At 70.5% G+C, this 25,037-nt stretch carries 19 protein-coding genes and 2 pseudogenes; 14 read left to right on the top strand and 7 right to left on the bottom strand.

What is annotated here, in order from left to right:
• Positions 1–10: 10 nt before the first annotated feature.
• Positions 11–250 carry a hypothetical protein gene (locus ACZ5C2_RS27675; protein ID WP_468796792.1) on the bottom strand — a complete coding sequence of 80 codons (240 nt, stop codon included), beginning with the start codon at positions 248–250 and terminating at the stop codon, positions 11–13.
• A 230-nt stretch (positions 251–480) separates the two neighbouring features.
• Here ACZ5C2_RS27675 and ACZ5C2_RS27670 point away from each other — a divergent pair, with 230 nt between their 5' ends.
• Entirely contained in the window at positions 481–1,767 is a 1,287-nt protein-coding gene (locus ACZ5C2_RS27670) for a sensor histidine kinase (RefSeq protein WP_468796789.1), read from the top strand.
• Positions 1,755–2,411: a response regulator gene (locus ACZ5C2_RS27665; RefSeq protein WP_468796786.1), complete on the top strand. Its 657-nt coding sequence runs from the start codon at positions 1,755–1,757 to the stop codon at positions 2,409–2,411. The genes ACZ5C2_RS27670 and ACZ5C2_RS27665 overlap by 13 nt, the downstream gene beginning before the upstream one ends.
• A 289-nt stretch (positions 2,412–2,700) precedes the next feature.
• Here the strand turns inward: ACZ5C2_RS27665 and ACZ5C2_RS27660 are convergent.
• The 3 genes and pseudogenes from ACZ5C2_RS27660 to ACZ5C2_RS27650 all read right to left on the bottom strand — a co-directional run.
• Positions 2,701–3,257 (bottom strand): annotated as a pseudogene (locus ACZ5C2_RS27660) (sigma-70 family RNA polymerase sigma factor); the annotation flags it as partial.
• A 197-nt stretch (positions 3,258–3,454) separates the two neighbouring features.
• On the bottom strand, positions 3,455–4,642 hold the full coding sequence (locus tag ACZ5C2_RS27655) for a serine hydrolase domain-containing protein (protein WP_468796783.1): 1,188 nt from the start codon (positions 4,640–4,642) through the stop codon (positions 3,455–3,457).
• Positions 4,643–4,689: 47 nt separating this feature from the next.
• Positions 4,690–5,772, bottom strand: a complete 1,083-nt coding sequence (locus ACZ5C2_RS27650) for a serine hydrolase domain-containing protein (RefSeq protein ID WP_468796780.1) — start codon at positions 5,770–5,772, stop codon at positions 4,690–4,692.
• A gap of 3,457 nt (positions 5,773–9,229) precedes the next feature.
• Here ACZ5C2_RS27650 and ACZ5C2_RS27645 point away from each other — a divergent pair.
• The 6 genes and pseudogenes from ACZ5C2_RS27645 to ACZ5C2_RS27620 form a co-directional block, all read left to right on the top strand.
• Positions 9,230–10,153: a ParA family protein gene (locus tag ACZ5C2_RS27645; RefSeq protein ID WP_451771112.1), complete on the top strand. Its 924-nt coding sequence runs from the start codon at positions 9,230–9,232 to the stop codon at positions 10,151–10,153.
• Complete coding sequence (locus tag ACZ5C2_RS27640; RefSeq protein ID WP_468796776.1) at positions 10,150–10,773, top strand: hypothetical protein; 624 nt, start codon at positions 10,150–10,152, stop codon at positions 10,771–10,773. Before ACZ5C2_RS27645 ends, ACZ5C2_RS27640 begins: the two co-directional genes overlap by 4 nt.
• 658 nt (positions 10,774–11,431) lie before the next feature.
• Positions 11,432–12,487, top strand: coding sequence for an ABC transporter substrate-binding protein (locus tag ACZ5C2_RS27635; RefSeq protein ID WP_468796773.1), 1,056 nt, complete (start codon positions 11,432–11,434; stop codon positions 12,485–12,487).
• Positions 12,488–13,588: a FecCD family ABC transporter permease gene (locus tag ACZ5C2_RS27630; protein ID WP_468796770.1), complete on the top strand. Its 1,101-nt coding sequence runs from the start codon at positions 12,488–12,490 to the stop codon at positions 13,586–13,588.
• Positions 13,588–14,376, top strand: a complete 789-nt coding sequence (locus ACZ5C2_RS27625; protein WP_468796767.1) for an ABC transporter ATP-binding protein — start codon at positions 13,588–13,590, stop codon at positions 14,374–14,376. Before ACZ5C2_RS27630 ends, ACZ5C2_RS27625 begins: the two co-directional genes overlap by 1 nt.
• Before the next feature lie 69 nt (positions 14,377–14,445).
• Positions 14,446–14,688 (top strand): annotated as a pseudogene (locus tag ACZ5C2_RS27620) (aldehyde dehydrogenase family protein); the annotation flags it as partial.
• A gap of 194 nt (positions 14,689–14,882) precedes the next feature.
• Here ACZ5C2_RS27620 and ACZ5C2_RS27615 read toward each other — a convergent pair.
• From ACZ5C2_RS27615 to ACZ5C2_RS27605, 3 genes are all read right to left on the bottom strand, one after another.
• Complete coding sequence (locus ACZ5C2_RS27615) at positions 14,883–15,959, bottom strand: alpha/beta hydrolase family protein (RefSeq protein ID WP_468796764.1); 1,077 nt, start codon at positions 15,957–15,959, stop codon at positions 14,883–14,885.
• A gap of 215 nt (positions 15,960–16,174) precedes the next feature.
• Complete coding sequence (locus ACZ5C2_RS27610) at positions 16,175–17,929, bottom strand: sensor histidine kinase (protein ID WP_468796761.1); 1,755 nt, start codon at positions 17,927–17,929, stop codon at positions 16,175–16,177.
• A complete protein-coding gene (locus tag ACZ5C2_RS27605) occupies positions 17,916–18,638 on the bottom strand; it encodes a response regulator transcription factor (RefSeq protein ID WP_468796758.1) in 723 nt (240 codons plus the stop codon). The genes ACZ5C2_RS27610 and ACZ5C2_RS27605 overlap by 14 nt, the downstream gene beginning before the upstream one ends.
• 171 nt (positions 18,639–18,809) lie before the next feature.
• Here ACZ5C2_RS27605 and ACZ5C2_RS27600 point away from each other — a divergent pair, with 171 nt between their 5' ends.
• From ACZ5C2_RS27600 to ACZ5C2_RS27575, 6 genes are all read left to right on the top strand, one after another.
• On the top strand, positions 18,810–20,237 hold the full coding sequence (locus tag ACZ5C2_RS27600) for an efflux RND transporter periplasmic adaptor subunit (RefSeq protein ID WP_468796755.1): 1,428 nt from the start codon (positions 18,810–18,812) through the stop codon (positions 20,235–20,237).
• Entirely contained in the window at positions 20,234–20,974 is a 741-nt protein-coding gene (locus tag ACZ5C2_RS27595; RefSeq protein WP_468796752.1) for an ABC transporter ATP-binding protein, read from the top strand. Before ACZ5C2_RS27600 ends, ACZ5C2_RS27595 begins: the two co-directional genes overlap by 4 nt.
• Positions 20,971–22,290 carry an ABC transporter permease gene (locus ACZ5C2_RS27590; RefSeq protein ID WP_468796749.1) on the top strand — a complete coding sequence of 440 codons (1,320 nt, stop codon included), beginning with the start codon at positions 20,971–20,973 and terminating at the stop codon, positions 22,288–22,290. Before ACZ5C2_RS27595 ends, ACZ5C2_RS27590 begins: the two co-directional genes overlap by 4 nt.
• Positions 22,291–22,307: 17 nt before the next feature.
• Entirely contained in the window at positions 22,308–22,934 is a 627-nt protein-coding gene (locus ACZ5C2_RS27585; protein ID WP_468796746.1) for a hypothetical protein, read from the top strand.
• 226 nt (positions 22,935–23,160) lie between these two features.
• Complete coding sequence (locus ACZ5C2_RS27580) at positions 23,161–24,186, top strand: catalase family peroxidase (RefSeq protein ID WP_468796743.1); 1,026 nt, start codon at positions 23,161–23,163, stop codon at positions 24,184–24,186.
• Positions 24,179–24,769: a cytochrome b gene (locus ACZ5C2_RS27575; protein WP_468796740.1), complete on the top strand. Its 591-nt coding sequence runs from the start codon at positions 24,179–24,181 to the stop codon at positions 24,767–24,769. Before ACZ5C2_RS27580 ends, ACZ5C2_RS27575 begins: the two co-directional genes overlap by 8 nt.
• The last annotated feature ends 268 nt before the right edge of the window (positions 24,770–25,037 follow it).

Raw genomic sequence — 25,037 nt, 5'->3', positions numbered from 1 at the left:
GCACCGGTGCTCAGCGACCGCCGCGCACACGCCGTACGACGAGCAAGGTGGCGCACAGCGCGGTGACCACACCGGCGACCAGGTGAACGCCGATGCCGGCCCCGGCGTACGAGGCCACCGTGTTGCCGAGCACGCTGATCACAAGGACCGTCCAGAGAAACGAGTGCACCACTCCCCCACGGTCGCCGCCGCCCCGGGAGGGATCGCGTCCGGTGACCGTCGGGAGGTCGGAGGAGTCCGTGTGCGTCATGGCTGCCCTGCCTTTCAAGTTCCTTCGATGCAGTGCGCGACGGCGCGGGACGGCGCGGCGGTGCGCTTGCGTGATGTCCTCGACGCTACGGACCGGTGTCGCGCGGGACGATCCCTTGGGCAGCCGGATCACTGGTAGAGCAGGCTGTACTCTTCCTCGCTCCCTCTCCGCGCGCCGCGTCACGGAGCATAGGGTGACTGGCGTATCGGCAGGCCGGCGAAAGGTGAGAGGTGGCCCGGCACAAACACGGATCCGACGGCCGGTCCGGGCCCGGTGCGCGCGAGTCCTTCAGAGAAACCGTCGTCGGCTCCGTGTCCGCCGCGCAGGCCGCGCTGGGTCAGCTCGTGGGCGGACTCGGCACGGCACTGCTCGCCCTGGTCCTCCTCGGCTGCCTCGTCCTGACGGCGGCCGCCTGCCTGGTGGGCGTGGGACTGCTGCTCGCCCCGGCGGTGCTGCGGGTCCTGCACGCGCTCGCCGGACGAGAACGCGCCCGGCTCGCCCGTCACGGTCTCGACGTCGTCGCCCCGGAACCACCGCCCACGCGGCTGCGGCCCGCCCTGGCCGACTCCACCACCCGCCGTGAGGCCGGCTGGCTGGCGGCGCACGCCACCTTCGGCCTCTTCCTCGGCCTGCTCGGGCTGCTGTTGCCGATCGTCGCCGTCCGCGACACCGCCTTCCCCTTGGTATGGCCGTTCGCTCCCCCTGGCATCACCAGCACGTCTTTCGGGGTCGGGACCGCGGAATCCTGGGCGGAGGCCTCCGTGGTCTCCCTGCTGGGTGTGGGGTGGATCGCCATCATCCTCGGTCTGGGGCCCGCCATGGCCCGCCTTCAGTCCCGGCCGGCCCTGCGCCTCCTGGCTGCCGGTCCGGACACCGACCTGTCCCTGCGCATCGTCGAGCTGACCGCGACACGGGCCGCCGCGCTGGACGCCCACGCCGTCGAACTGCGCCGGATCGAGCGCTCCCTGCACGACGGCACGCAGAACCGTCTCGTCACCGTCACCGTGCTGCTCGGCGCCGCCCGCCGCATGGTGGCCCGCGACCCCGCCGGCGCCGACGAGCTCCTCGAACGCGCCCAGTCCGCGGCCGAGCAGGCACTGGCCGACCTGAGAGCCGTCGCGCGCAGCATCCTGCCGCCCGTACTCGCCGACCGCGGGCTGGCAGGGGCACTGTCCGGCCTTGCGGCGAACAGCGCCGTGCCCTGCCGGACCCAGGTCGACCTGCCCGAGCGGTGCGCGGCGTCGGTCGAGGCCACCGCATACTTCGTGGTGGCCGAGGCCCTCACCAACATCGCCAAGCACAGCGGCGCCACCCGGGCCACCATCACCGTGCGCAGCCGGGGCGGCCGACTCCTGTTGCGCGTGGAGGACGACGGCCGGGGCGGCGCCGACGAGACGGGTGGTTCCGGCCTGACCGGTATCCGCCGCCGTATCGCGGCACACGACGGTGCGCTGCGCCTGACCAGTCCGCTCGGCGGACCGACAATCCTCGAGGTGGATCTTCCATGCGGATCGTGATGGCCGAGGACGACCCGTTGCTGCGTGAAGGGCTGGCCCTGCTGCTGCGCGCCGAGTCGCTGGACGTGGTCGCCAAGGTGGGCAGCGCCGACGACGTCCTCGATGCCGTCGACACCCATCGGCCCGACGTCGCCATCCTCGACGTACGGATGCCGCCCACCCACACCGACGAGGGCATCCGCGCCGCCGTCGAGGCCCGCCGCCGCCACCCCGGGCTTGCCGTCCTGGTGCTGTCCGCCCACGTCGAGCAGAGCTTCGCCACGGACCTGCTCACCGGCGGGGTCGGCGGGCTCGGCTATCTGCTCAAGGAGCGGGTCGGGCGGGTGGAGGAGTTCCTCGACGCCCTGCGGCGGGTGGCGGACGGGGGTACCGCCATCGACCCCGAGGTCGTCGCCCAGTTGTTCTCCCGCTCGCGTAGGGACACCCGGCTGGAACGGCTCAGTCCGCGTGAGCGGGATGTACTGGCGCTGATGGCGGAGGGGTTGGGCAACAGCACCATCGCCAAGCGGCTTGTGGTCACCGACGGCGCCGTGCACAAGCACATCCGCAACATCTTCGCCAAGCTGGACCTGGCCCCCACCCAGCAGGTCGACCGCCGGGTCGCGGCGGTCCTGCACTACCTGGAGAACGCCCACCGCCCCTGACCCGGGCTGTCGCCCACTTCGCGAGGTCCGGCCGGGAGCCCGCTGTCCCGGCTCCCAGGGCGGCCGGCCGCCGTCACACGCGGGTGGAGACGCCGTCCCTCAGCGCGTCGAACGCCGCGTCGAGACGCGTGGGCTGTCCGGCCGCGGCCTGACCGCACCGCATGTCGTCCGGGCAGGCACATGCCGTCTGTCCGCGCGGCCGTGTCCGCGCACTCCTGGAAGCACGCGGACAGGGACGTGCCGGGCCGTCAGGCCGCGGCCGGCTCTCGTACGCGCGGGCGGCGCCGGGCTCGTCGGCCATCATGCCGGCGAGGGTCAGCCGGGCCCGGGAGACCCGGGAGCGGTGGTGCCGACCGGGCACCGGGCCACCTTCGCGGCCTCCGCGTACGGCAGTCCGTACACCTGCGTGAGCAGGAACGCCTCACGCCGGTCCCGGGGCAGGGAGTCGACCAGGTGCATCAGGGCGACCCGCTCGTCGAAGCCCGGCACGCCGGCCGGCTGAGTGCTCTCGGCGGCGTCCTCCCAGTCGGTGACATCGGCCGCCTTCGGCCGGCAGGCCGCCCGGCGCAGGCTGTCGGCGACCGCCCGGCGGGCGATGGACAGCAGCCACACGCGGGCGGAGGAACGGCCCTCGAACCGGTGCAGCGCGGTCAGCGCCCGCAGGAACGTGTCCTGGGCGAGGTCGTCGGCGGCCTCCGCGTCGTCGGCGAGGTACGCCACATAGCGCAGTACCTCACGTTGGAGGGCGCGCACGAAGCGGTCGACCGCTTCGCTGTCGCCGCCGGCGGCGGCGAGCGCCCATGCGGTGACCGTCTCGTCGGTCACCGCGGGCAGGGCAGGACTCATGGTCCCGTGGTCCTTCCTCGGCACGGTCCCGTACGGCGAAGCCGAGCATTCCAACGGGCGCAGCCCGCCGTACAGGTGGGAGATCCGGCGCGCGTCGTGCAGGTCGGTGCTGCCGACGGCGACCGACCCCGCGGTGACGTCGACGTCCACTCCGGTGACTCCGGGCACCTGGGCCTCTGTGCCGTTGTGCGGCCGGGTCAGCGGGTACACAGAGCGGTGTCGAGGGCTTCTTCGATGTGCTCCGCGGCGGGGAGGGTGGTGGGCAGTGCGGTGACGGCGATGGTGGCCGCCCGGCCGTCCTTGGTGACGGCGTTGCGGGTGGTGTAGCCGGGGGCGTTGCCGCCGTGGGTCCAGGCGTAGCCGCCGCAGCTGAGCTTGAAGGTGGCGATGCCGAGGCCGTAGTGGCCGTCGCCGACGGTGTCGAGGTCGGGGGCCTCGACGGTGGTCTTCATCTCCTTGAGCTGTTCGGGCTCGAGGAGCTTGCCGTCCAGGAGTGCGGTGAGGAAGCGGTTGAGGTCGCTGGGGGTGCCGATGAGCTGGCCGGCGGCCCAGCCGGCGGAGGGGTCCTGCTCGGTGACGTCGGTGTACGGGCTGTCGGGGGCGGTGGCGAAGTAGCCGTGCGGGTGGCGGCCCTTGATGGTCTGGTCGCCGACGCCGGGCCAGTACGTGTGGCGCAGGCCGAGGGGCTTGATGATCCGGTTGGTGATCTCCTCGCCGATGGGGCGGCCGGTGACCTTCTGGACGAGGAGGCCGGCCAGGACGTAGTTGGTGTTGCTGTAGCTCCAGCCGGTGCCGGGGGCGGACAGCGCCTTCTTGTTCAGGCCGATTTCGAGGATCTCGCGGGGTTCGAAGTAGCGGTGCCGCTGCTTGGTGAGGTAGTCCTGCACGACCTCCTCGTCGTAGTCGGGCAGTCCGCTGGTGTGCTGGAGGAGCTGTCGCACGGTGATGTTCCGGCCGTCGATGCCGTCGCCGCGGACCAGGCCCGGCAGGTATGTCTCGATCGGCGCGTCGAGGTCGATCCTGTCCTCGCCGACCAGTTGCAGGACGACGGTGGCGGTGAACATCTTGGTGTTGCTGGCGATGCGCACCTGACCGTCGACGGGGACCCGGGACCTGGTATCGAGGTTGCCGACACCGGCGGTGTAGTTACGGGCGCGGCCGCCCGGGTCGCTCAGGGAGGCGAGCGCGGCGGGGAAGCCGTCCTCCTTCACCAGTGACTTCAGGCTCTTGCGGACGGCAGCGTCGGTCCGGCCGTGCAACGCGTCCTGGCCGTGCGCGGAAGGAGCGGCGGAGCCGGTCTCCAGTGCGTTCGCGGCGGGCACGGTCAGGGCGAGGGCGGCGACGACCCCGCTCAGGGCGAGCAGCTTGGTGCGGCGATTGGACATGGGAGTCTCCTTGCGGGAAGCGGAAGGGTGCGGTGAGCGGGGCAGGGTCAGCGCGTGCACAGCGCGGTGTCGAGGGCGGTGTTGACGGCTTCCGCGGCCTCGAGGGTGGAGGGCAGGGCCGTGACGGCGACGGTGGCCGTCCGGCCCTTGTCGGTGACGCCGTTGCGGTTCTCGTAGCCGTCGAAGTCGCCGCCGTGGCCCCAGGCGACACCACCGCAGCTCAGCGGCATCTCGACGATGCCCAGGCCGTAACGCCAGCCGTCGTTCAGGCCCTTGGTCTCGACCGTGGTCCGCATTTCCTTGAGCTGGGCGGGCTTGAGCAGCCGGCCATCCATGAGCGCGGTCAGGAAGCGGTTGACGTCGCTGGGGCGGGCGATGAGCTGCCCGGCCGCCCCGCCCCAGGAGGGATCCGCCTCGGTGGCGTCCATGAGAGGGCCGCCGGGGGTGTCGACCGCGTAGCCGTGCGGGTGGCGTTCGCGGATGGTCTGTTCGCCCTCGCCGGGCCAGTAGGTGTGGCGCAGGCCGAGGGGCTTGATGATCCGGTCGGTGATCTCCTCGCCGATGGGCCGGCCGGTGACCTGCTGCACGATCAGGCCGGCGAGGGTGTAGTTGGTGTTGCTGTACTCCCACCCCTTGCCCGGAGGGAATGACGCCTTCTCCTCGAAGGCCATGTCGAGCAGGTCGTGGTCCCCGACGAAGGTGTGCTGCCACTCGGAGAACTTCGGCATCATGGCCGTGTAGTTGGGCAGTCCGCTGGTGTGCTGGAGCAACTGCCGCACGGTGATGTTCCGGCCGTCGATCCCCTCACCGCGGACCAGACCCGGCAGGTAGGTCTCCACCGGTGTGTCCAGACCGACCTTGCCTTCGCCCACCAGTTGCAGGACGACGGTCGCCGTGTACAGCTTGGTGGTGCTGGCGATCCGCACCTGGCCGTCGACCGGGACCCTGGACTTGGACTTGGTGTCGCCCACTCCTGCGGTGTAGTTGCGGGTGTGCCCCTTCTCGTCGCGCACCGAAGCGAGCGCGGCGGGGAAGCCGTTGTCGCGCACCAGGCCGTCCAGGCTCCGCTGGACCTTCGCGTCCGGCCTGGTGGTGGCGGGCTGGTCGGCGCTCGCCGCGGGAAGACCCACCGCCACCGCCCCGCCCAGAACCGCGAGCGCGGAGACCGCGATGGCCGACCGCCGACGGAAACGAGACCTAGAGGCACGATGCTGCGACACGCGACGACTCCCTGCTGGACACCTGCTGACCTGCATCAGCCTCCCGCGGCAGCCCGCCACGCCTCGATCCCGGCCGCTGCCGAACCGCGGTAGCGCAAGCACCACCGTGCCGGGTGAGGTGTTCCCCAGGTGCGCCGGTGTCCCGGAGCCCCCAGGAGGAAGGAGCCAGGGCCTTGCTCGTGCTGCCTCGATGCCGTCCTCCATAGCGGCACCGAACAATCAATGATTGAACTATCAATAAATTCTCTCAGAGCCCTTCAGAGCTGAGACTCTTCTGCCGATGCGTGGCGTACAACAGCCTCCCCCAGTGGATCGCCGGAGTCCTCCGGCAGACCTGTTCATCTGCCCCTGCGTCCCCTCCCGGCTCCTGGCGGCAGCGGCACCCGGCCTGGCCAAGCACTCGCTCTCCCCGATCTTCCCCTCATGTGTACGTGTCCCCCCACGCACCCGGCCGACCGAGCTCTGCCGTGAACGGCAGGCGGCGTTCACGCACTGATCGGCCCATGGACGTGGGCGGACGACCCGAGAGCCGGTCCGGGAGGGCCTGCCATACACCGAGGGACAGCTATGTCTGCGGGGCCGGTCAACAGGCCGTCGCCGGCCTGCGGAGGGAGCCACTCCCCCACTCCTCCACTCATCCGGTACGGACGCGGACGAACGTTCGTTGGCGTACGGGTCCTCGTCTCGACTCCCGAGAATGGGGTGGCTCACAGCAGGCACACCGCGGCCCGGCACCCTCGCAACCTGCCCCGCACACAAGGCGGCGACGAGCGCGCCCCTCCCCCATCAAAATGGCATCGTACGTCGATGGTGGCTGCCCGTATCCGCTTGTGAGCCAGAGCCGGGAGTTCAAGGTCGACGGACGGTCACGAGAACAGGGGGCAGGGGGTAATGCTGGGCAACCTTCCCTGCGGCGCCGTTCGGAAGGCCCCTGCTCCGATGAACCGCGAACGGAAGCCGAGAGCATCACCCTCCCGGACCTCGCCAGCCCTGCCGCACTGATCGCCCCCTTCCGCCTCCACCTATCGATGGGCTTGCACGGCACGAGGCGCGCGTGACACACGAGCGCACTGGCAGCTGCGGCGAAGTGTCCCTGCCGAGTCGGCAGGGACATCAGTTCCGACGAGGTGGGCGCCGGAGCGCGCGGGATCGGTGACGAGGTGACGGTCCATGGAGGAAAGGAGGAATAGGAAGAGTTGTGACCGTCCGGATTCGCGGTGTCTTCCCCGGCCTTCTCACTTCACTCGGACTTCACTCACGCGCAGAACTCGATCGACCCGGGGGCGCGGTCGGCGAGTCGAGGAGTCTTAGGATGGCGCGCTCGATGACTCCGGGACGCCAGGGGGGCAGGCAAGGCACGGTTGTGGTGTGCGGACCGGTGATGCGTGAGATCTTGTTGCAGCCCGCCACGGTCGATCCACGGGCAGCTGGACATGGGAGGGAAGTTCCCGGCACCTCAGCCTCTGGTGGCTCACCACCGACCTCAGAGAAGGGGTTCACTTCTGGGGCCACTCACCCCAAGTCATGCCGGCGAACGGCGACATCCTCTCGCCACAGCCGATGATCCTGCGAGGCGATTCGTGGGCAGAAGGAAGCGCGGACGTCTATCAAGCCGAGAGGAGGCAGTGAACCACCGCTGAGCGCAGGCCATGGACAAGATGCGGGAAGGAGTGAGTGGCAGCGTTGAGACGGATGACTTGTCAGGACGACAACGAAAGGGAGTCGAAGTGGCACCGAAACCATGCCCTCAAGTGCAGTACGGCGACGACGATGACCCTCGGCAGATTGAGCGACGAAGTGATGCCTCCACTGACTTGGTTGCGCATATGATGGCCAGACACCTCAACTCAAAAAAGAGGATCTGACCAGGCAAAACACACATCACTGCAAACATTGGAGCAAGCTTGCCGACAAACACTGACGCGGACGTCCACACGGGCAGAGATACGGATGTTCGCAGCACCCGCTGCCTCAGCGTGATGGATACTCCTGTCGGCAGCTGTACAACAAGCTCCTGCCATGGCAGGCACTCAGGCCAGCAAACCTGCATCTACTCATGCAGTTCGGTGGGTGGGCTGAGTGATCCGTTTGCGCACCTGCGAGCGGGCGGAGACGGCGGCAAGACCAGCAACTTGCGTGAGGATCTGAACGCAACGTTGTGTGCTTATCGAAACGTAAGTCTGATCCCGGGATTGTGTGTCTACTTGCACACAGGTCAGTGTGGAGGCAGGTATGCAGATGGACCTACCCCCAGGCAGCTCAATGGGCATGTGTACACGAGATCTGGCCTGTCACGCCGTCGGCCTGATGATCCACGTGCGAGTTCGCCTGCGGAATGGCTGGTGTGTGGGACGGGCTGCCAGGATGTAGATGTGTTCCCAAGTCTGGTTCCCCACCCGGTATGCCGTCTGTACGCAGACCAGCGAGTGAGTCGAGATGACAGCCCGCATGGCGGCCGCTCCGGTCGCCGGAGTGGCGATTGGACCGCTGATCCAGTGGCAGGCCGGTGCGCGTGCTGCCTCGCCTGCCGGAAGGAAAGTCGGGGAAAGGACCTGCGGGTAGGTAGGAGAGTCGGTGCACCTGTCTCCCAGGTTGATGGCCCGTTCGCCGGAGGATTAGTCGGTCGAAAGGGCTGTGAGTTGGGCAGGCCGTTCATCGGCTCGTTCGTGGGCCGGAGCGCGGATGGGCCCGGGGAGTGGCAGCCGGGTCAGAACGGATAGGAGACAGCGGACCCGATCGCACGTCCGTTGCCGGGGCGGCGTCCCAGTCCGACAGCAGGCCGGGGAGCCGATGGATACGCTTGCCAGGGCGCCTGACTGCTGCTTCGCCCGGGTCGATGTCCGTGTGTTCGCCTGATCTCCGGCAAGTTCCCCGACAGGCCGACGGGCTGACAGGGGGCCATCGATGAAACCGAGACGGCACGTCCGCGAGCGACTGAGGAATCACGCCTGCGGATTCGTGTGTTGCCGCATGTGTTCAAAGATCGCCCTGGTAGCCTGTCTAGCGCTTTGCGGCACGGTTCTGAGGGAGGTGCCCAGTCCTGTGAAGCACCAGATGGGTACATCGCTTGGCAGGTCATGGGTGGAGCAGTTGGCAGTCCGGTTTGTTCAGCAACGGTGTGTCAGGCAAAGCCGGATGTGAGGAAGCAAGCATGAGCACCGTCTTCAGAACCGCCGTTGGCCAGCAGCGACGACGTCGCGGAGGCGACTGCCGGGGCCCGAAGAGGAGTTTCGGGGGGTACTCGGCATCAGGGTCAGGTGTTCTGGAGCGCAGGATCGTTCTGAGAGAACTCTCGACCCTGCAAAGCACTCTCAAACGGGGCAAACCCCAACCCGTCTTCAGGCCTGAACCAGACTGAGAGGAACCCATGTCCAGTCCCTTCGCGGCACCAGACAGCCCGCACCTGCCTGCGATCCCCTGGGGCTCGCTGTCGCACGTCTTCATGTTCGGCAACGGCAAGGGCGGCGTGGGCAAGTCGTCGGTTTCGGCCAACGCAGCAGGCAAGGCGGCACGCAGCGGGCTGCGTACGCTCCTCATCGACTGCAACGCCCAGGGCAACATCGCGCGTGAGCTGGGATACAAGCGAGCCGAATGGAACGACGGGGGAGCGGCGATGCTCGACTCCCTGCGCACGGGCGCTCCGCTCAGGCCCCAGCGCAACGTCCGGGAGAACCTGGACGTCGTCATGGGGGGCCCCACCCTGGGAGACGAGTTCGGCATCTTCTTCCACACGCTGCTCGCGAAGGAAGGCCCGCAGGCGTATCTGCGGCTCCTGATGTGTCTGCTGCCGATCGCACACGAGTACCAGATCATCATTCTCGACACGCCCCCCGAGAATCCGTCGTTGCAGCGCCTCGCCCTGTCGACCGCCCGCTGGCTGGTCATCCCCGTCAAGAGTGACGGCGGCGCAGAGGACGGACTGGCTCAGATCGGTCTGGAGTTCTCCTACGTCAGGTTCGTCAGCCAGCTCAATCCGCACCTGGAGCTGCTCGGGGTCCTGCTGTTCGACACCGGGCGCACCTACACCGGTATTCACGCCGACGTCCGCCGCCAGGTACAGAAGGTGCTCGGCGCGGAGGCCCACATGTTCAAGCACCTCATCGGGCACACCGAGTCCGTGGCCCGGCTGGTGCGCAAACGAGGACTGCTGGTACAGGAACTGGCCGATCAGCGGGAGGACGGCGACCGCACTGTCCCGGAGGCCGTGGTGGGCCTTGCCGGCGACTACGAAGGATTCACGGAAGAGATGTTCGCTCGGGCACTCGAACTGAGGAAGGAATCAGCAGCATGACCCCGCCCAAGGGCAAGAAGAACGTGGACGACGACGCCGACCGGAGCATGTCCGACGAGGGCGTCGGCAATCTCTTCAGCGGGGGCGGCAGTTCCTCGTCTAGCGCCCTCGCGGGCTGGGCCACCCCGGCTCCCGCACAGACGCAGCCCGTCGCCGCTCCGGTGACGCCGATGCCGGCGCCGATTCCGCAGCCGGCCCGTCATGTCCGGGAAGAGGAGCCGGAGCCCGATCCGCTCAGTGACGCGGACACCGCGAAGCCCGTCGGATTCTATGTGTCCCAGAACGTTGCCTCGCGGTTCCGGAAGTACCGCAAGCAGCATGACATCACGCACACCCACATCGTGCTGCTCGCGGTGGAGGCCGCCGCCGAGAAGGGCCTCGCGCAGGTCGTCGAGGAGGCGCGAAGGGCGCCGAAGTTCCAGTCGAAGCTTTTCGCGGTCACGGTCAAGCCCGACGACTCGGACCTGCGTGGACTGGGGCCCGTGCAGCTGCAGTACAAGCCGACGCGAGCACAGCGCTCGATCATCAGCCGGCTGGTGAGGGAGTCCGGGCTGCCGGACCACACCAAGTTCCTGGCGGTGGCCCTTGACCAGTTCCTTCCCGGCCGCCGCGACGCGTAGGCGGCGACGAGCGCGAGAGAGGACCCCGGCCCCATGAGATCCGCCGTCATGGGGCCGGGGTCCTCTCGGCTTGTTCGGCGCGCGGGGGAGGGCACAGGACAAGAATGCGGTCCGATCGAATGACGTCCACGGGCGCGGCTTGCGAGGTGCGCGTGCGCCGTCACGACAACCGCAGTAATAATTCCGGCACCGGGGACGACGGGAAACCCGGGACAGGCGGTCCTCGCGAGGTTCGCAGCGACGGAGCGACCGACACCCGTGGTCCCTGGCGACTGCGTCCACGGAAGTTGCGTCGCTCTCATTCGAAACTTCGGTCGCTTCAGTCGCTGATCTCTGCACTGCAAGGCGCTGACCTGGCGCCTTCTGGACGTTCCCCGGCGGGTGCGGCTCAGTCGCTCCCACGGAACATGACAGACCGGGAGGGCTCCAACCAGTTCTCTCGCCGGTAAAGGGTGCCGGCTGAGCCGACCGGGGCGTGCCCGAGCATCTACGGGAAGACTGCGGCACCGGCCTCCATGGCTGTGACGACGGGCCGGATGCCAGAACATTCCGACCGGACCGGGAACTCAGCACCCCGCCGCCACGACCATGTGTACGGAGCCCATCAGACAGGGCTTCGCTGATGCACGGACCAGCAGATTGGCCGAGGAGGGAACACGTGTCCAGGCTGTGGCGCCCGATCAGTGGCGTCGTCATCGCGGGGCTGCTCACCACCGCGTGCGGCGGGGGCGGCGGCGGAGGCGCGGAATCATCACCGGCCGCGCGGGGCGACTCCCGGGTGTCGGTGGAGAACTGCGACGGCGAGAAGGTCACGTTCGAGTCGCCTCCCGGCAAGATCGTCACGAGCAACGCGGCAGGGCTGGAGATCCTGCTGCGGCTCGGGGCGGGGCGGAAGGTGATCGGCACCGGCTTCCCCCCGGCCGCGGGCGCATTGCCCGCCGGTCTCGCGGAGGAAGCGTCCAGCGTGCCCGTCCTGGGCAGAACGGTCATCCCCAAGGAAAAGCTGCTCGGTTCGGGGGCGGACGCCTACCTGCAGACGTTCCGGCCGGAGAGCGGCACCTCCACCGGACCCCGCCCCGAGGAATTCGACGCGGCCGGCATCAAGGTGGTCCAACTGCGCTCCACCGCGTGCGCCGCCGAACGCCCCGGCCCACAGGAGGACTTGTCCGCGGTCGTGGACGACGTTGAACGCCTCGGAACCCTCACCGGCACGTCCGGCCGGGCAGGCGAGATCGTCGCCGAGATGCGCGAGAAGGTGGAAGCGGTGGGGGAGCGGCTGGCAGCCGTGCCCGAGGGGGAACGGCCCACCTACTTCGTCTTCGACTTCGACGGCGGCACCAAGGAGCCCACCGCGGTGTGCGGCAAGCAGATCGCCAACGCGGTGATCACCCTTGCCGGGGCCCGCAATGTCTTCCGCGACTGCGACGGCGACCACGAGAAGACCGGATGGGAGGACGTCGTCGCCAGGAACCCCGACTGGATCCAGCTGACCGTACGCGACCGGGGCAGCGCCGAGGCGGACCAGAAGGCGTTCGCCGAGGCCGAGCGGTTTCTCGAGTCCTTCCCGGCCACTCGCGGGCTGACCGCCGTCAAGGAGCACAGGTTCCTGCGGATCCGTTCGGAAAGGATCACGACGCCGGGCGTCGCCAACGCGGAGACGGTCGAACAGATCGCCCGTACCCTGTACCCGGACAAGTTCCAGGACGTGCGGTAGATGGCGACGGCGCCGCCATCCACCGCCGTGGCACACGAGAAGGAGCCGCGGGGGCCGGAGCCCGACGATCCGGGACTCAGGACTCTCCCCGTCGGCCTGCTGCTCGCCGGGCTCACCGTGACCCTGGTGCTGGCACTCACCGCGGCCGTGTCCTGGGGCTCCTCCAGCGTGCCGTTCGCCGACGTGTGGTCCACGGTGCTGCACCGACTGACCGGAGGGCAGCCCCGCCCGGGCACCCAGGACCTCATCGTCTGGCAGCTGCGGATGCCGCGCGCCCTGCTCGCCGCCCTCGTCGGAGGCGGACTGGGGATCGTCGGGACCGCCGTCCAGGCACTCGTACGCAACCCGCTGGCCGACCCCTACCTGCTGGGCATCTCCAACGGTGCCTCGCTGGGAGCGGTCGCCGCCATCGTGCTCGGCACCAGCACGGGCGGGCTGTTCGGATTCGGTGTCTCCGGCGCCGCGTTTCTCGGGGCGCTGCTCTCCTTCGGCCTCGTCTGGGCTGTGGCCCGGCGCGGGGGCGGGTTCTCCCCGCTGAAGCTGGTGCTGGCCGGTGTGGCGATCGGCCAGTTCCTGTCCGGGTTCACCAGCTATCTGGTGCTGCGGGTGGGCGACGAGCAGCAGACCCAGGGCGTGCTGTTCTGGCTGCTGGGCAGCCTCGGCGGGGCCCAGTGGGACACCCTCGCCCTCCCTGCCGCGGCGGTGCTCCTCGGCCTGCTCGCCCTCCAGGCGCGGGCCCGGGCACTCAACGCCCTGCTGCTCGGCGACGAGACGGCGGCTGGCCTCGGCGTGGACGTGTCGGCGCTGCGCAGAGAGCTGTTCGTCGTGACCAGTGTGCTGACGGGCGTTCTGGTGTCCGTCTCCGGGGCGATCGGCTTCGTGGGACTGATGGTGCCCCACCTGTGCCGGCTCGTCGTCGGCGGCGATCACCGCAAACTGCTGCCGGTCGCCGCGCTGACCGGTGCGGTCCTGCTGGTCGTGGTCGACATCATCTGCCGTACGGCACTGCCGACGATGGAACTGCCGGTGGGCGTCGTCACCGCCTTCGTCGGCGCTCCCGTCCTGCTGTTCCTGCTCGACCGTCGACTGGAGCGTGCCTGATGCGGATCGAGGTGGACGGTCTGCAGGTCGCCTACGGTGGCCGCACGGTGGTGTCCGGGGTGCGCCTGTCGGCCGCTCCCGGCGAGATCACCGGACTGATCGGACCGAACGGCAGCGGCAAGTCGACCGTGCTGCGCACCGTCTACCGGCATCTGCGCCCCGCGGCGGGCCGGGTCCTGCTCGACGGCACCGACCTGGCGGCCCTGTCCCCGGCACGGGCCGCACGCCATGTCGCCGCGCTGCCCCAGGAGCGGGGCGGCGACTTCGAACTGACCGTGCGGGAAGTGGTGGCGATGGGCCGTACCCCGTACAAGCGGGCCTTCGCCGGGGAGGACGACAAGGACCGGTCGGTCGTCGCCGACGCCCTGGAACGGGTCGGCATGGCGCCGTACGGCGGACGCAGGTTCTCGGCGCTGTCGGGAGGGGAACGGCAACGAGTGCTGCTGGCCCGCACGCTGGCCCAGGACCCGGACGTGCTCGTCCTGGACGAGCCCACCAACCACCTGGACGTACGTCACCAGGTGGAACTGCTGGCGCTGCTGCGGGCCCAGCACCGTACGACCCTGATGTCGCTGCACGATCTGAACGCCGCCGCCTCGGTCTGCGACCGGCTCCATGTGCTGCGCGGCGGCGAGGTCGTCGCCTCCGGCACACCGCTGGAGGTCCTCACCCCGCGTCTCATCGCGGACGTCTTCGGGGTGCGGGCCGCCGTCATCGAGCACCCCCTGACGGGCGATCCGCTGATCGCCTTCGACCACACCACCACCGCGGCCCGCCCACCGCGGTAGAAGCGGGCCGGCCACGCTCGCCGAAGCTGCGTTACGTGTCCGGCCAGTTGCCGACAGGCTGGGTGCACAGTGGTCTTCGAGCGGGCTCGGCCGACACCGTGCTCCGCGATCGTCCTGGCGGAGATCGTGGACGCGGCCGGTGTGCCAACGGGTGTGTTCTCCCTGGTCAACAGCAGCGGCTCGGTCATCGTCGGCACCTCGAGCGCATGCCGGAGCGTCGCAATCACCTTCTTCACCGGCTTCGCTGCCGCAGCCGAGCAGGTCGCGGCCGCCGCGCCGGCCGTCACGAGCGCGTCTCCTCTTCTACGCGGCGGGACGTCCCCCACATCCCGCTGCCCGACGCCGATCCCGCGTGGCCCTGGAGTCGGCCGGACGGGCCGGCTGTGCAGCGCCCCCGGCCGCATGGCGCACTCCGGACCGGCCGGCGCAGTCCCGGCCGGCGCGGAGTCAGCGTGCGAGGGCATGCGGTGCGCCCGGCCCCGCGTCACGCCTCGCCGGCGGACGCGTCATCGCACCGCCGGAACCACCCGAGTCGACGACGGCCCGCCCGGCAGCGGCTGTACGCCGGTCAGGACCGGCAGCCCTCGCCGGTCGCCCTGGAGCTGGCTGCCGAAGAAGGCGGCCGCGTAGGCGGTGAGTGCGTCCTGCTGCCGGTCGGGGCTCACCTGCCGGTCCGGGCAGGTGCTGTCGTCCTCGCCGAAGAGGAAGGGCGGAGTCCATGTCGTGTTGAAGAAGTTGTGGTTCGCGTTCCGCAGTGACACGGAGTAGTCCGTCGCCCTGTTCCTCCCCGCTACGTCGTCCAGGTACTCCTGGCCGGCTTCGCGGACCGCTCCGTCACAGCCGCTGGTGACCACGGCGAACGGTAACCGGGTGACGAGTGTGTCGCTGTTGTCCCCCTCGGTTTCGTCGAACTTGACCGGGGCGAGCGCCAGGACAGCACGCACCCGTACCCCGGCCGGCCACTCGGCGCGGTGCTTGTCGGACGCCTGCCACATCACTCCCTTGCCGCCACGTGAATGGCCCAGGGTGCCGACACGGGTCATATCGACGCGGCCGGCGAAGCGCGGTGCGACCGGGTGCCCGGACCGGTCGAGGAGCCGGCCGGCCAGGGGACCGCCCCGGCCCGCGGTCACCTTCTGCCAAAGACGCAGGTGCTCGTTGACGAGCCGGGCACGGTCGCCGTAGTCGAAGGACGTCTGATTGATGCCGTCGACGCTGATGGACGCGACCACGAAGCCGCGGGCGGCCAGTGCGGCGCCGAGGTAGTCGTAGCCGCGATGGCTCGGGAACGGGCGGGACCCGGACGGACAGGGCCAGGTGGAGGCGTCCATACGGTCGCAGGCCCACCAAGAGCCGTGCGCCATGACGATCAGGGGTGCTCGGCCGGTGAGGTGCCGCGGGTAGTGCACCACCGCGCGCACTTCGCTCACCGTGCCGGTCTGCGGATCCCGGAAGGCCGTGTCCCCCAGGTCGTACTCGGCGACGGCGACCGGGTGCCGGTCGTCCTGCGCGGTGGCAGACGTCTGAGCCGCCGCCGTGAGGCCGCTGGTGAGGAGTAACAGGCCGCCCACCAAACGGAGCATGGACCGGAGAGAAGTTCTCATGCCGGGTAAGAGAGGACGGACGTCACGGGCGTTGCGTGTTCGCCGGATTGCGCGGTTTCCCACCGTCCTGGTCGGCCAGACGGCGGCGTATCCACGGCAACGGCCGACGCGTCGGCCCGGCCCGGGGGCACGCGCCTATGCGCGGTCCTCAAGCATTGGTCCGAGCGCCGCCGCCCGTGCTCCCACGCGCGAGGTCACGGCTGCGGCAGCCGTACGGTGAACACGGAGCCGGCACCGGGGGTGCTCGTGGCCGAGACCGAGCCGCCGTGCGCCTCGGTCAGCTTGCGGACGATGGCCAGGCCGAGGCCGCTCCCGCCGGTGTGCCTGCTGCGGGACTTGTCCGCCCGCCAGAAGCGGTCGAAGACGTGCTCGAGGTCCGCCGGGTCGATGCCGGTGCCGGAGTCGGCGACCTCCACGACGAGTTCACCTCCCTCCCCGCGGGCCCGCACGACGACCCGGCCACCGCTCGGGGTGTGACGGACCGCGTTGGACACCAGATTGCCGACGACCTGCCGAAGCCGCACCCGGTCGGCGTCGGCCGTCAGGTCACCGGCCGCCTCGATCCGCAGCGTCACACCGGCCGGTCCGGCCGTGCCCCGGTGGGCCGCCGCCACCTGGTCGAGCAGGTCCCGCACGTACAAGGGCTCCCGGTGCAGCACCAGACTCCGGGCGTCCGCTGCGGCGAGGTCGCGCAGATCGTCGATGATGTGCTGCAACAGCACCGCCTCCTCCAGCAGGAGCGCGACCAGGTCCTGGTCCACCGGGGTGAGACCGTCCTGCCCGGCCTCCAGCCAGCCGCGCATATTGGTCAGCGGGGTGCGCAGCTCGTGTGCCACGTCGCTGACCAGCGACTTGCGTTGCCGTTCGAGCGACTCCCTGCGGTCGGCGAGGTCGTTGAACGCTGCGGACAGCCGCCCGATCTCGTCCCGCGTCGTGACCGGGACGCGCACGGCCACGTCGGCGGGGTGCTCGGCCGCGCTGATCAGGGCGCGCAGCGGACGCACCAGCCGCCTGCCCGCCAGGGCGGTCATGACGGCGGCGACGGCCAGGACGAGGGCGGCCGCCCCGGCGATCCGCATCGTGTTCGCCGTGGACAGGTGGAAGCCCGAGGCGTCCTGGCTGTTGCGGTCACCGACGAACAGCAGCACGGGAGGGGAGACATGGGCGGCGAGTTGCTTGCGCCGGGCCTCGGTGACACACTCCTCGGCCGCACGGTCGGAGTTCTCCGCTCCCGTGCCGAGAAGGGCCCAGGAGAAGTCCGCCCAAACCATGAGACCATCACGGCCCTGCTGCTTCATGCACTCCGTGGCCAGCTCGTTGACCTGGCGCAGTGGCAGCCTTTCCGACCGCAGGGGCCTCCTCAGTCCGAGTTCTTCGCAGACGAGGCTTCCGCTCAGTGCGGAGGCGGGCGGTATCGTGGGCCGTCCGCTGGGCAGTGTGGTGACCTCGGCGGTGACGCCCTTGCCACGCAGGCACCGGACGATCCGGTCAGCGGTGCGCCGCAGTGTCTCCCGGTCCTTCGCCCCGAGCAGGAACGGGCCCACGGCGCGCGGATCGATCGGGCCGGCGTCGGACAGGACCGGGTCGAGCCGCAGCGGGTCCACCAGCGCGGTCGGCCGGTAGGGCAGCCGGACACCCGGCTCGGACCCGGCGATCCGAGTGCGCGCCGGTGTGGTCACCGTGACCGGCCGGCCGGTCCGCGCCGCTAGGTCGCCGACCAGGTCCTGCACGCCGCCCCAGTCGGTGTGCGTGGCCGCGTAGCCGATCAGGGCGTCGTAGACATGGGTGTCGTCCTCCAGTGACTGCCCCTGCTGGGTGCGGATCGCCCGGGTCGTGCCGGTGACGGCGAGCCAGGCCGTGGCGGCCACCGCGCAGACGGCGACCAGCAGCGAGGTGGTCAGCAGACGGGTGAACAGCCCGCCGCGCGGCCGGACCCTAGCGCCGCCCAAGCCCGCCCTCCCCGCGACCGCGGCCCGGCGTCAGTTTGTAGCCGATCCCGTAGACGGTGATCAGGAACTCCGGGCAGCGCGGGTCGGGTTCCAGCTTCTTCCGCAGATGCATGACGTACATGTCGATGGTCCGTTCCGACACCGAGGTGTCCCAGCCGCCGGTCCGGTCGAGGAGTTGTCTTCGGGTGAACACCCGGCCGGGCTCGGCGGCCATGGCCGCCAGCACCGTCAGCTCCCCTCGGGTGCACACGACCGGAAGGCCCGTGGGTCCCACCACCTCGTGGTGGAGCGGATCCACTGTGATGGGGCCCACCCGCAGCACGCCGTCGTCCGGCGGCGCCGAGCGTTTCGCCCGGCGCAGCAGCGTCCGGATCCGGGCCATCAACTCGCGCGGGCTGTAGGGCTTGGTGATGTAGTCGTCGGCGCCGAGGTCGAGGCCGAGCAGCAGGTCGTCCTCGCCGGAGCGCGCCGTCAGCATCAGGACCGGTACGTCCGATTCCTGGCGCAGGATCCGGCACACGTCGTGGCCGTCGGCCTTCGGCATCATCACGTCCAGCACCAGCAGGTCGGGCCGCAGCCGGCGCGCGGCCTCGATCGCGGCGCGCCCGTCGTGCACGACCGTCGCGTCGTGCCCCTCCGAGCGCAGGTACATGCGCAGGACCTGTGCCTGCCGTTCGTCGTCCTCGGCGACCAGGATGTGTGCGCTCATGGCGGCGACTATAGGACGGCGCCCGGCGGGGGGCCGAGACGCTGACAATTTCGCTACAACATGCTGAAACCAGCCTGATGTCGGTATGGAACCTTCTGCTTCCATGATCCGAGTCACAGTGCGCGCCGCCGGGGACGCCGGCGCATCCCACCGGGCCGTGGAGCCCCGCCGGTGACCGGCGGGGAGACGGAGCCGGTACCGGTTGTGGAGCCCTTGCCGGATGCCGGGCCCCTGCCGGACGTGGACGTGTCGGCCGCGGAGCCCGCGCGGGGCGGGGCACACGCCGCCCCGCGCAAGCGCCGCCGGCGCATCCGCACCGCCGTGGCTCTGACCGTGCTGACGCTGACGGGCGCGGGTGTCGCCGTGGCGGCACCCTGGAAGTCCGGGTCCGGCGCGGCGCAGGCCGAGCCGGCCCCAGAGACCGAAACGGTCGAGGTCGTCCGTACCGACCTGACCGACACCCGGATCCTCGACGGCGTCCTCGGATACGGCACACCGCGCACCCTCAACGGCGTCGGCGATGGCACCGTGACCTGGCTCGCGCCGTCCGGCACCACGGTCTCCCGGGGCGAGACGCTCTACCGCGTCGACGACCGGCCCGTGCCCGCCCTCTACGGCGACGTCCCGATGTACCGGCGGCTCGACACCCCGAACACCGTGGGACGCGATGTCCGCGTGATCGCCGACAACCTGCGGGACCTGGGCTACGGCATCGGCCGTCAGCCCAGGCCGGGGGAGACCGTCACCGGTCCGGTTCCCACGACCGCCGTCGAGCGGTCGCGCGGCACCGGACCGTCGGGCGCAGCAGGGGACACCGGGCCGGGGGGGGACATGCCCGGAAAGGGAGCGCAGCCCTCGTCCGGACCGTCCGCATCCGGTGCTCCACAGCCCGGTACGGGGTCCGGCGAGGCCCCGGGCGCCGGCACGCCCTCAGCACGGCACCCCCTCACCGGCCCTGTCAGGATCCGCTCCGGGGACGGCGTACTCACCCGGTCACTGATCAACGCCATCAAACGCTGGCAGACCTCCCTCGGTGTCCCGGCCACCGGTGTGGTCGGGCCTGGTGATGTGGCAGTGCTCGCCGGCGCCGTCCGGGTGGAGGGCGCCGAGGTCCAGCCCGGCGACCCGGCACAGGGACCCCTGTTGCGGGTCACCCCCACCACCAAGGCGGTCACGGTCGACGTCAGCGCCTCCGAGGTCGGCTCCGTGAAACGAGGAGACGCCGTGACGGTACAGCTGCCCAGTGGTGAGAGCGCCGCCGCGAAGGTGTCCTCCATCGGCAGCTCGGCCAGGGCGCCGTCGTCCGGGCAGGGACTGCCCGGGGAGCTGCAGGTGACCGTCACGGTCGCCTTCAAGAACCCCGGCGAGGTGAGCCGGTTCAACTCGGCCCCCGTCCAGGTCGAGTTCGGCTCCGCGACCCGCAGCAACGTGCTCGCCGTTCCCCTCACCGCGCTGCTCGCACTGCGCGAGGGCGGCTACGGGCTGCAGCTCGCCGGCGGCCGGCTGGTCGCCGTGAAGACCGGACTGATCGCCAAGGGGATGGTGGAGGTCAGCGGCGACGGGATCACCGAGGGCACCCGGGTGGTGACCGCGTCATGACGGCGGTGCTGTCGGTCCGGGACGCGGTGGTCGAGTACCCCGGCGGAGTGAAGGCGCTCGCCGGTGTGTCCCTGGAGATCCAGGGCGGCGAGTTCCTGGCCATCGCCGGACCGTCCGGATCGGGCAAGTCCACCCTGTTGAACGTCATGGGCACCCTAGACCGGCCGAGCAGCGGCGCCGTCGTCATCGCTGGACACGACGTCACCACCCTGCCCGACCGGCAGTTGTCCGCGCTGCGCGGCCGCTGGCTCGGCTTCGTCTTCCAGCAGTTCCATCTGACCGACGGTCTGTCCGCCACCGAGAACGTGGCCACCGGCCTGCTCTACGCCGGAGTACCGCGCAAGCGCAGGGCACCCCTGGCGCGCGCCGCACTCGAACGGGTCGGCCTGGGCCACCGCGTCGACCACCGGCCGCACCAGCTCTCCGGCGGCGAACGCCAGCGTGTCGCCATCGCCCGCGCACTGGTCCACGAACCCGCGCTGGTCCTCGCGGACGAACCGACGGGCGCGCTGGACACCGCGAACGGCGTCGCGGTGCTCGAACTGCTCACCCGGCTCAACCAAGAGGGAACCACCATCGCGCTCATCACCCACGACCGGGACATCGCCGCGAGTCTGCCCCGGCAGGTGGAGATCCAGGACGGCCGTATCGTCGCCGACAGAAGCGAGGCCCACCCGGGCAGCCGGTCCGGCGTCCTCACCCCCGGCTCACGCGGCGCCCTCGGGAGCGCCTGGTGACGGCCGGCCGACGGCGCCGGTCCGCGGCCGGGCGGCAGGAGTCCGCGGCCGGGGGACGCACCGACGCACCCCACACGGCCACCGCCCCGACGAACCGGCCCGAGACCTCCTGGACCCGCCCGGTCAGGCTCTCCCCGGCCGACCTGCTCCGCCTCGGTCTGGTCGGCGTCCTGTCCCGGCGGATGCGGGCGGTGCTGTCCGCCATCGGCATCTCCATCGGCATCGCCACGATGATCGTGGTCACTGGCATTCCGGCCTCCAGCCAGAAGGCCCTCGACGCGGAACTGACCGCACTGGGCACCGACCGGCTCCAGGCGGTCGCGGACCGGGACGCGGCGCAGGACGGCTCCCCGGTCTCCTTCCCCGAGGAGTCGGCCGCGATGGTGGAGCGCATCGGTGCCGTCAAGGCCGTCACCGCCGTGGCCAACACCCACACGTCCGTGCGGCGTTCGGACAAGCTGGGTCCACTCGACGAGTCCGGCCTGACGGTACTGGCCGCCCGGCCCGATCTCCTCGACGTCGTCAACGCCGAGGTCGGTTCGGGCCAGTACCTCACCAAGGTCACCGAACGGTTCCCCGCCGTCGTCCTCGGCTCGCGCTCCGCGACCCGCCTGGGCTTCTCCGAGATACGCCCCGGCGAGCCGCCGCCGCTCGTCCTCCTCGGCGACCAGTGGTTCAGCGTGACCGGGATCCTGCGCTCCGTACCGCTGGCCCCGGACATCGACCGGGCCGTCCTGGTCGGCTGGGACGCCGCCCGCCGGCACCTCGGCTTCGACGGCCGTCCCACGCAGTTGTTCATCCAGGCGGACGAAGAGCACATCGCGGACGTACGCGCTGTGCTCCCCGCCACCGTCAACCCCGAGTCACCGAGTGTCGTCCTGGTCAGCCGCCCGTCCGACGTCCTGGCGGCCAAGCGCTCCGCCGAGGCCACCTTCTCCGGGCTGTTCGTCGGCCTGGCCGGCCTGGCCCTGCTGGTCGGCGGCATCGGCGTCGCCAACACGATGGTGATCTCCGTACTCGAGCGCCGCCGCGAGATCGGACTGCGCCGGGCTCTGGGCGCCAACCGGGGACAGATCCGGGGCCAGTTCCTGACCGAGTCGGTCGTTCTCTCCGGCCTCGGCGGACTGACCGGGGTCGCCGTCGGCGTCCTCGCGACCATCGGTTACGCGGCCTTCCGGGACTGGCCCGCCGTGGTCCCGCCGGCGGCGGTGACCGGCGGATTCGCCGGCGCCGCGCTCATCGGCGTCGTGGCCGGCGTGTACCCGGCCGTCCGCGCCTCCCGGCTGTCACCCACCGTGGCACTGGCCACCACCTGAACAAGGAGTCGACCACCATGCACGATGCCAGGAACACACGTGCCGCATCCCGCCGTGCGGGCCCCCTCCGCCGTCTCACCGTGGCCGCCACACTGGCCTCGCTGGCCTGGCTCACCGCCTGTGGAGGAGACGGCGGCGACGCGCAGTCGTCCGGCGAGGCCGCGAACGACAAGGGCGTCGCGAGCGTGACCGGAGGAGGCAAGAAGCCGGCGGAGCCGGCGACGCGGGCCGAACGCCCCCTCATCCGCCCCGACACGTCGGCGGAGGAAAAAGACAGGCTCTACAAGGTCTACACCGGCTGCCTGGAACAGCACGGCTACAAGAAACTCGAGGGCTACAGCGGCAAAGTGGGTGACCCCAAGCCGGACTCGGCGGCGGTCGCGCGGAACGAGGCGCAGTTCGCACAGGCGCAGAAGGCATGTGCCGCCAAGGAGCCGGAGGAACTCTGGGAGCGGGCCTACCGGGAGGATCCCGAGTACCAGGACAAGTTCGACAAGTGGCTGAAGTGCATGCGGTCCCACGGACTGAAGGTCGCGCCCTCACCTGACGATCCCGCGCTCTTCTCCTTCGAGGACGGCCTGCCGCCGGCCGACAAGGCGAAGTGGGTCGACAAGTGCGAGGCCGAGGCGTTCGTCGCAAAGTAGCAGCCCGTGGGCGGCGCGGGACTCCGCGCCGCCGGCCGGGGATCACGTCGGCCGAACCTTCAACACCGCGGCGTCCTGCCGCGTACCCCCCAACAACATCATTGTCCGGCGCCCCGCGGCGGACCGGAAGTTGGAGGAGGGCCTCTTGGAGAATGAGGCTTTACAGCACCCCGCGACGCCTGCTCGTGCGTTACGTCGCCGGACCGCGCTGCTCGGGATCGGTACTGTGGCCGGTATCGGGGCCGTCGACCTGGGCGCGTTCGCCTACGCGGGCGGCTGGCTGACGCCGGACAGGCTGACGCCCGGAGAGCTGACGGATGGCTTCGAGACGCGCTTCGGCAAGCACGCGGGGTTCAGACGGAACCACGCGAAGGGGGTCGGTGTCGCCGGGTCCTTCGTGTCCAACGGGGCCGGCGTCGCGGTGTCGGAGGCGACGGTCTTCGAGGACGGCAGGCGCACTCCGGTGACAGGCAGGTTCTCGCTGTCCGGGGGAGCACCGGACGTCGCCGACGCCGCGACGACCGTACGGGGACTGGCGCTGCGGTTCGAGCTCCCCGACGGTGAGCAGTGGCGCACCGCGATGATCAACCTCCCCGTGTTCCAGGACAGCACCCCGCAGGGGTTCTACGACCGGATGGCCGCCTTCACGCCGGTGCCCGGCACGGGCGCACCGGACCCCCAGAAGAAGGCCGCGTTCCTGGCCGCCCACCCCGAGACCGTGCGCGCGATGAAGCTGGCCAAGGAGCACCCGCCCACCTCGGGCTTCGCGGACAGTACGTTCAACGCACTCAATGCCTTCCACTTCACCAACGGTTCGGGCGGCACCGTCCCGGTCCGCTGGTCGCTGGTCCCCCTTCAGCCGGTGCGGCCGGCAGCCAAGGGGCCGATCGGCAGAAACGAGTTGTTCGAGACGCTGATCGGCGCGTTCGGCGACGGGCCCCTGCGATGGCGGCTGGTGCTCACCATCGGCCAGCCCGAGGACCCCGTCGACGATGCCACCAGACCCTGGCCCGCATCCCGCCGCAAGCTGGACACGGGGGTTCTGACCCTCACGTCGGTCCACACCGGGGCAGCGGGCAACGCACGGGACATCAATTTCGACCCCACGGTGGTGCCACGCGGCATCGCCCCGTCCAGCGACCCGCTGCTGAGCGCCCGTTCGTCCGTGTACGCGCAGTCCTTCGCCCGGCGCACCGGAGAGCCGCAGCGTACGGGCGCGGTGAAGGTACCGACCGGGGAGACCCATGGCTGACGCCGCGGTGGTGGCCACCGCGGCCCCCCAAACTCCCGCCGAGGAGACGGCGCGATTCTCGCTCTTCTCCCGCTGGCTGCACTGGGTGATGGCGGTCCTCGTCGTGGCCATGCTCTTCATCGGCGCGGCCATGGTCGCCTCCCTGGCCGACTACCGCTTCCTGGTCTCGGTGCACAAGCCGCTGGGGATGGCCGTTCTCCTCCTGGCGGTGATCCGGCTGGTGAACAGGTTCACCCATCGAGCACCCCCGCACCCGAGGTCGATGGGCCGGAACGAACACCGGGCGGCCTTGGCATCCGAGAGCCTGATGTACGGCCTGATGGTGTCCCAGCCGCTGGTCGGGTGGGCCATGGTGGCGGCGTCCGACACCCCGTTCGTCATCGGCGGCGTGCGGGTGCCGTCCATCGCGCCGGCGGATGCGTCACTCTACTCGGCCCTGCACACGACCCACCTGGTGCTCGGCTACGCGCTCTTCCTGCTCTTCACCCTGCACATGCTGGCCGTGCTGCTCCACACCCTGGTGTTGCGGGACGGGCTTTTCGGCAGGATGGCTCTGTGGAGGCTTCGCGGCAGGAGCGAGTGACCCCACGGCGGGCAGTGCCCGGGCGCGGGGCAGGGGGCACACCGCTCGTGCGCGGGGCGGTCCCGGTGGGTGAAGCGGACCGGTGCTCGGGGGAGTGCACGGCACTCATGGCCGTCACCGTGCGCGTCTCACGCGACATCGCCGCGTGCCACTGCCATTCCGATGTGCGGCCCGTACTCGTCCCGGGTCCGCAGCCGGCCGCCGGCGTCACCGTGGACGTGTTCCCGGCGAGGCCGGCCCGGACCGGCGGATTCCCACCGCCCGGGCC

It is taken from the genome of Streptomyces sp. NPDC031365, assembly GCF_055569765.1.
This window is presented reverse-complemented; position numbering and strand designations above follow the sequence as displayed.

What these genes read in the sequence shown, in the direction of transcription:
- ACZ5C2_RS27675 (WP_468796792.1), bottom strand. Translation starts at nt 250, where the DNA reads ATGACGCACACGGACTCCTCCGACCTCCCGACGGTCACCGGACGCGAT.
- ACZ5C2_RS27665 (WP_468796786.1), top strand. Translation starts at nt 1,755, where the DNA reads ATGCGGATCGTGATGGCCGAGGACGACCCGTTGCTGCGTGAAGGGCTG.
- ACZ5C2_RS27655 (WP_468796783.1), bottom strand. Translation starts at nt 4,642, where the DNA reads ATGTCCAATCGCCGCACCAAGCTGCTCGCCCTGAGCGGGGTCGTCGCC.
- ACZ5C2_RS27645 (WP_451771112.1), top strand. Translation starts at nt 9,230, where the DNA reads ATGTCCAGTCCCTTCGCGGCACCAGACAGCCCGCACCTGCCTGCGATC.
- ACZ5C2_RS27640 (WP_468796776.1), top strand. Translation starts at nt 10,150, where the DNA reads ATGACCCCGCCCAAGGGCAAGAAGAACGTGGACGACGACGCCGACCGG.
- ACZ5C2_RS27630 (WP_468796770.1), top strand. Translation starts at nt 12,488, where the DNA reads ATGGCGACGGCGCCGCCATCCACCGCCGTGGCACACGAGAAGGAGCCG.
- ACZ5C2_RS27625 (WP_468796767.1), top strand. Translation starts at nt 13,588, where the DNA reads ATGCGGATCGAGGTGGACGGTCTGCAGGTCGCCTACGGTGGCCGCACG.
- ACZ5C2_RS27615 (WP_468796764.1), bottom strand. Translation starts at nt 15,959, where the DNA reads ATGCTCCGTTTGGTGGGCGGCCTGTTACTCCTCACCAGCGGCCTCACG.
- ACZ5C2_RS27605 (WP_468796758.1), bottom strand. Translation starts at nt 18,638, where the DNA reads ATGAGCGCACACATCCTGGTCGCCGAGGACGACGAACGGCAGGCACAG.
- ACZ5C2_RS27595 (WP_468796752.1), top strand. Translation starts at nt 20,234, where the DNA reads ATGACGGCGGTGCTGTCGGTCCGGGACGCGGTGGTCGAGTACCCCGGC.
- ACZ5C2_RS27585 (WP_468796746.1), top strand. Translation starts at nt 22,308, where the DNA reads ATGCACGATGCCAGGAACACACGTGCCGCATCCCGCCGTGCGGGCCCC.
- ACZ5C2_RS27575 (WP_468796740.1), top strand. Translation starts at nt 24,179, where the DNA reads ATGGCTGACGCCGCGGTGGTGGCCACCGCGGCCCCCCAAACTCCCGCC.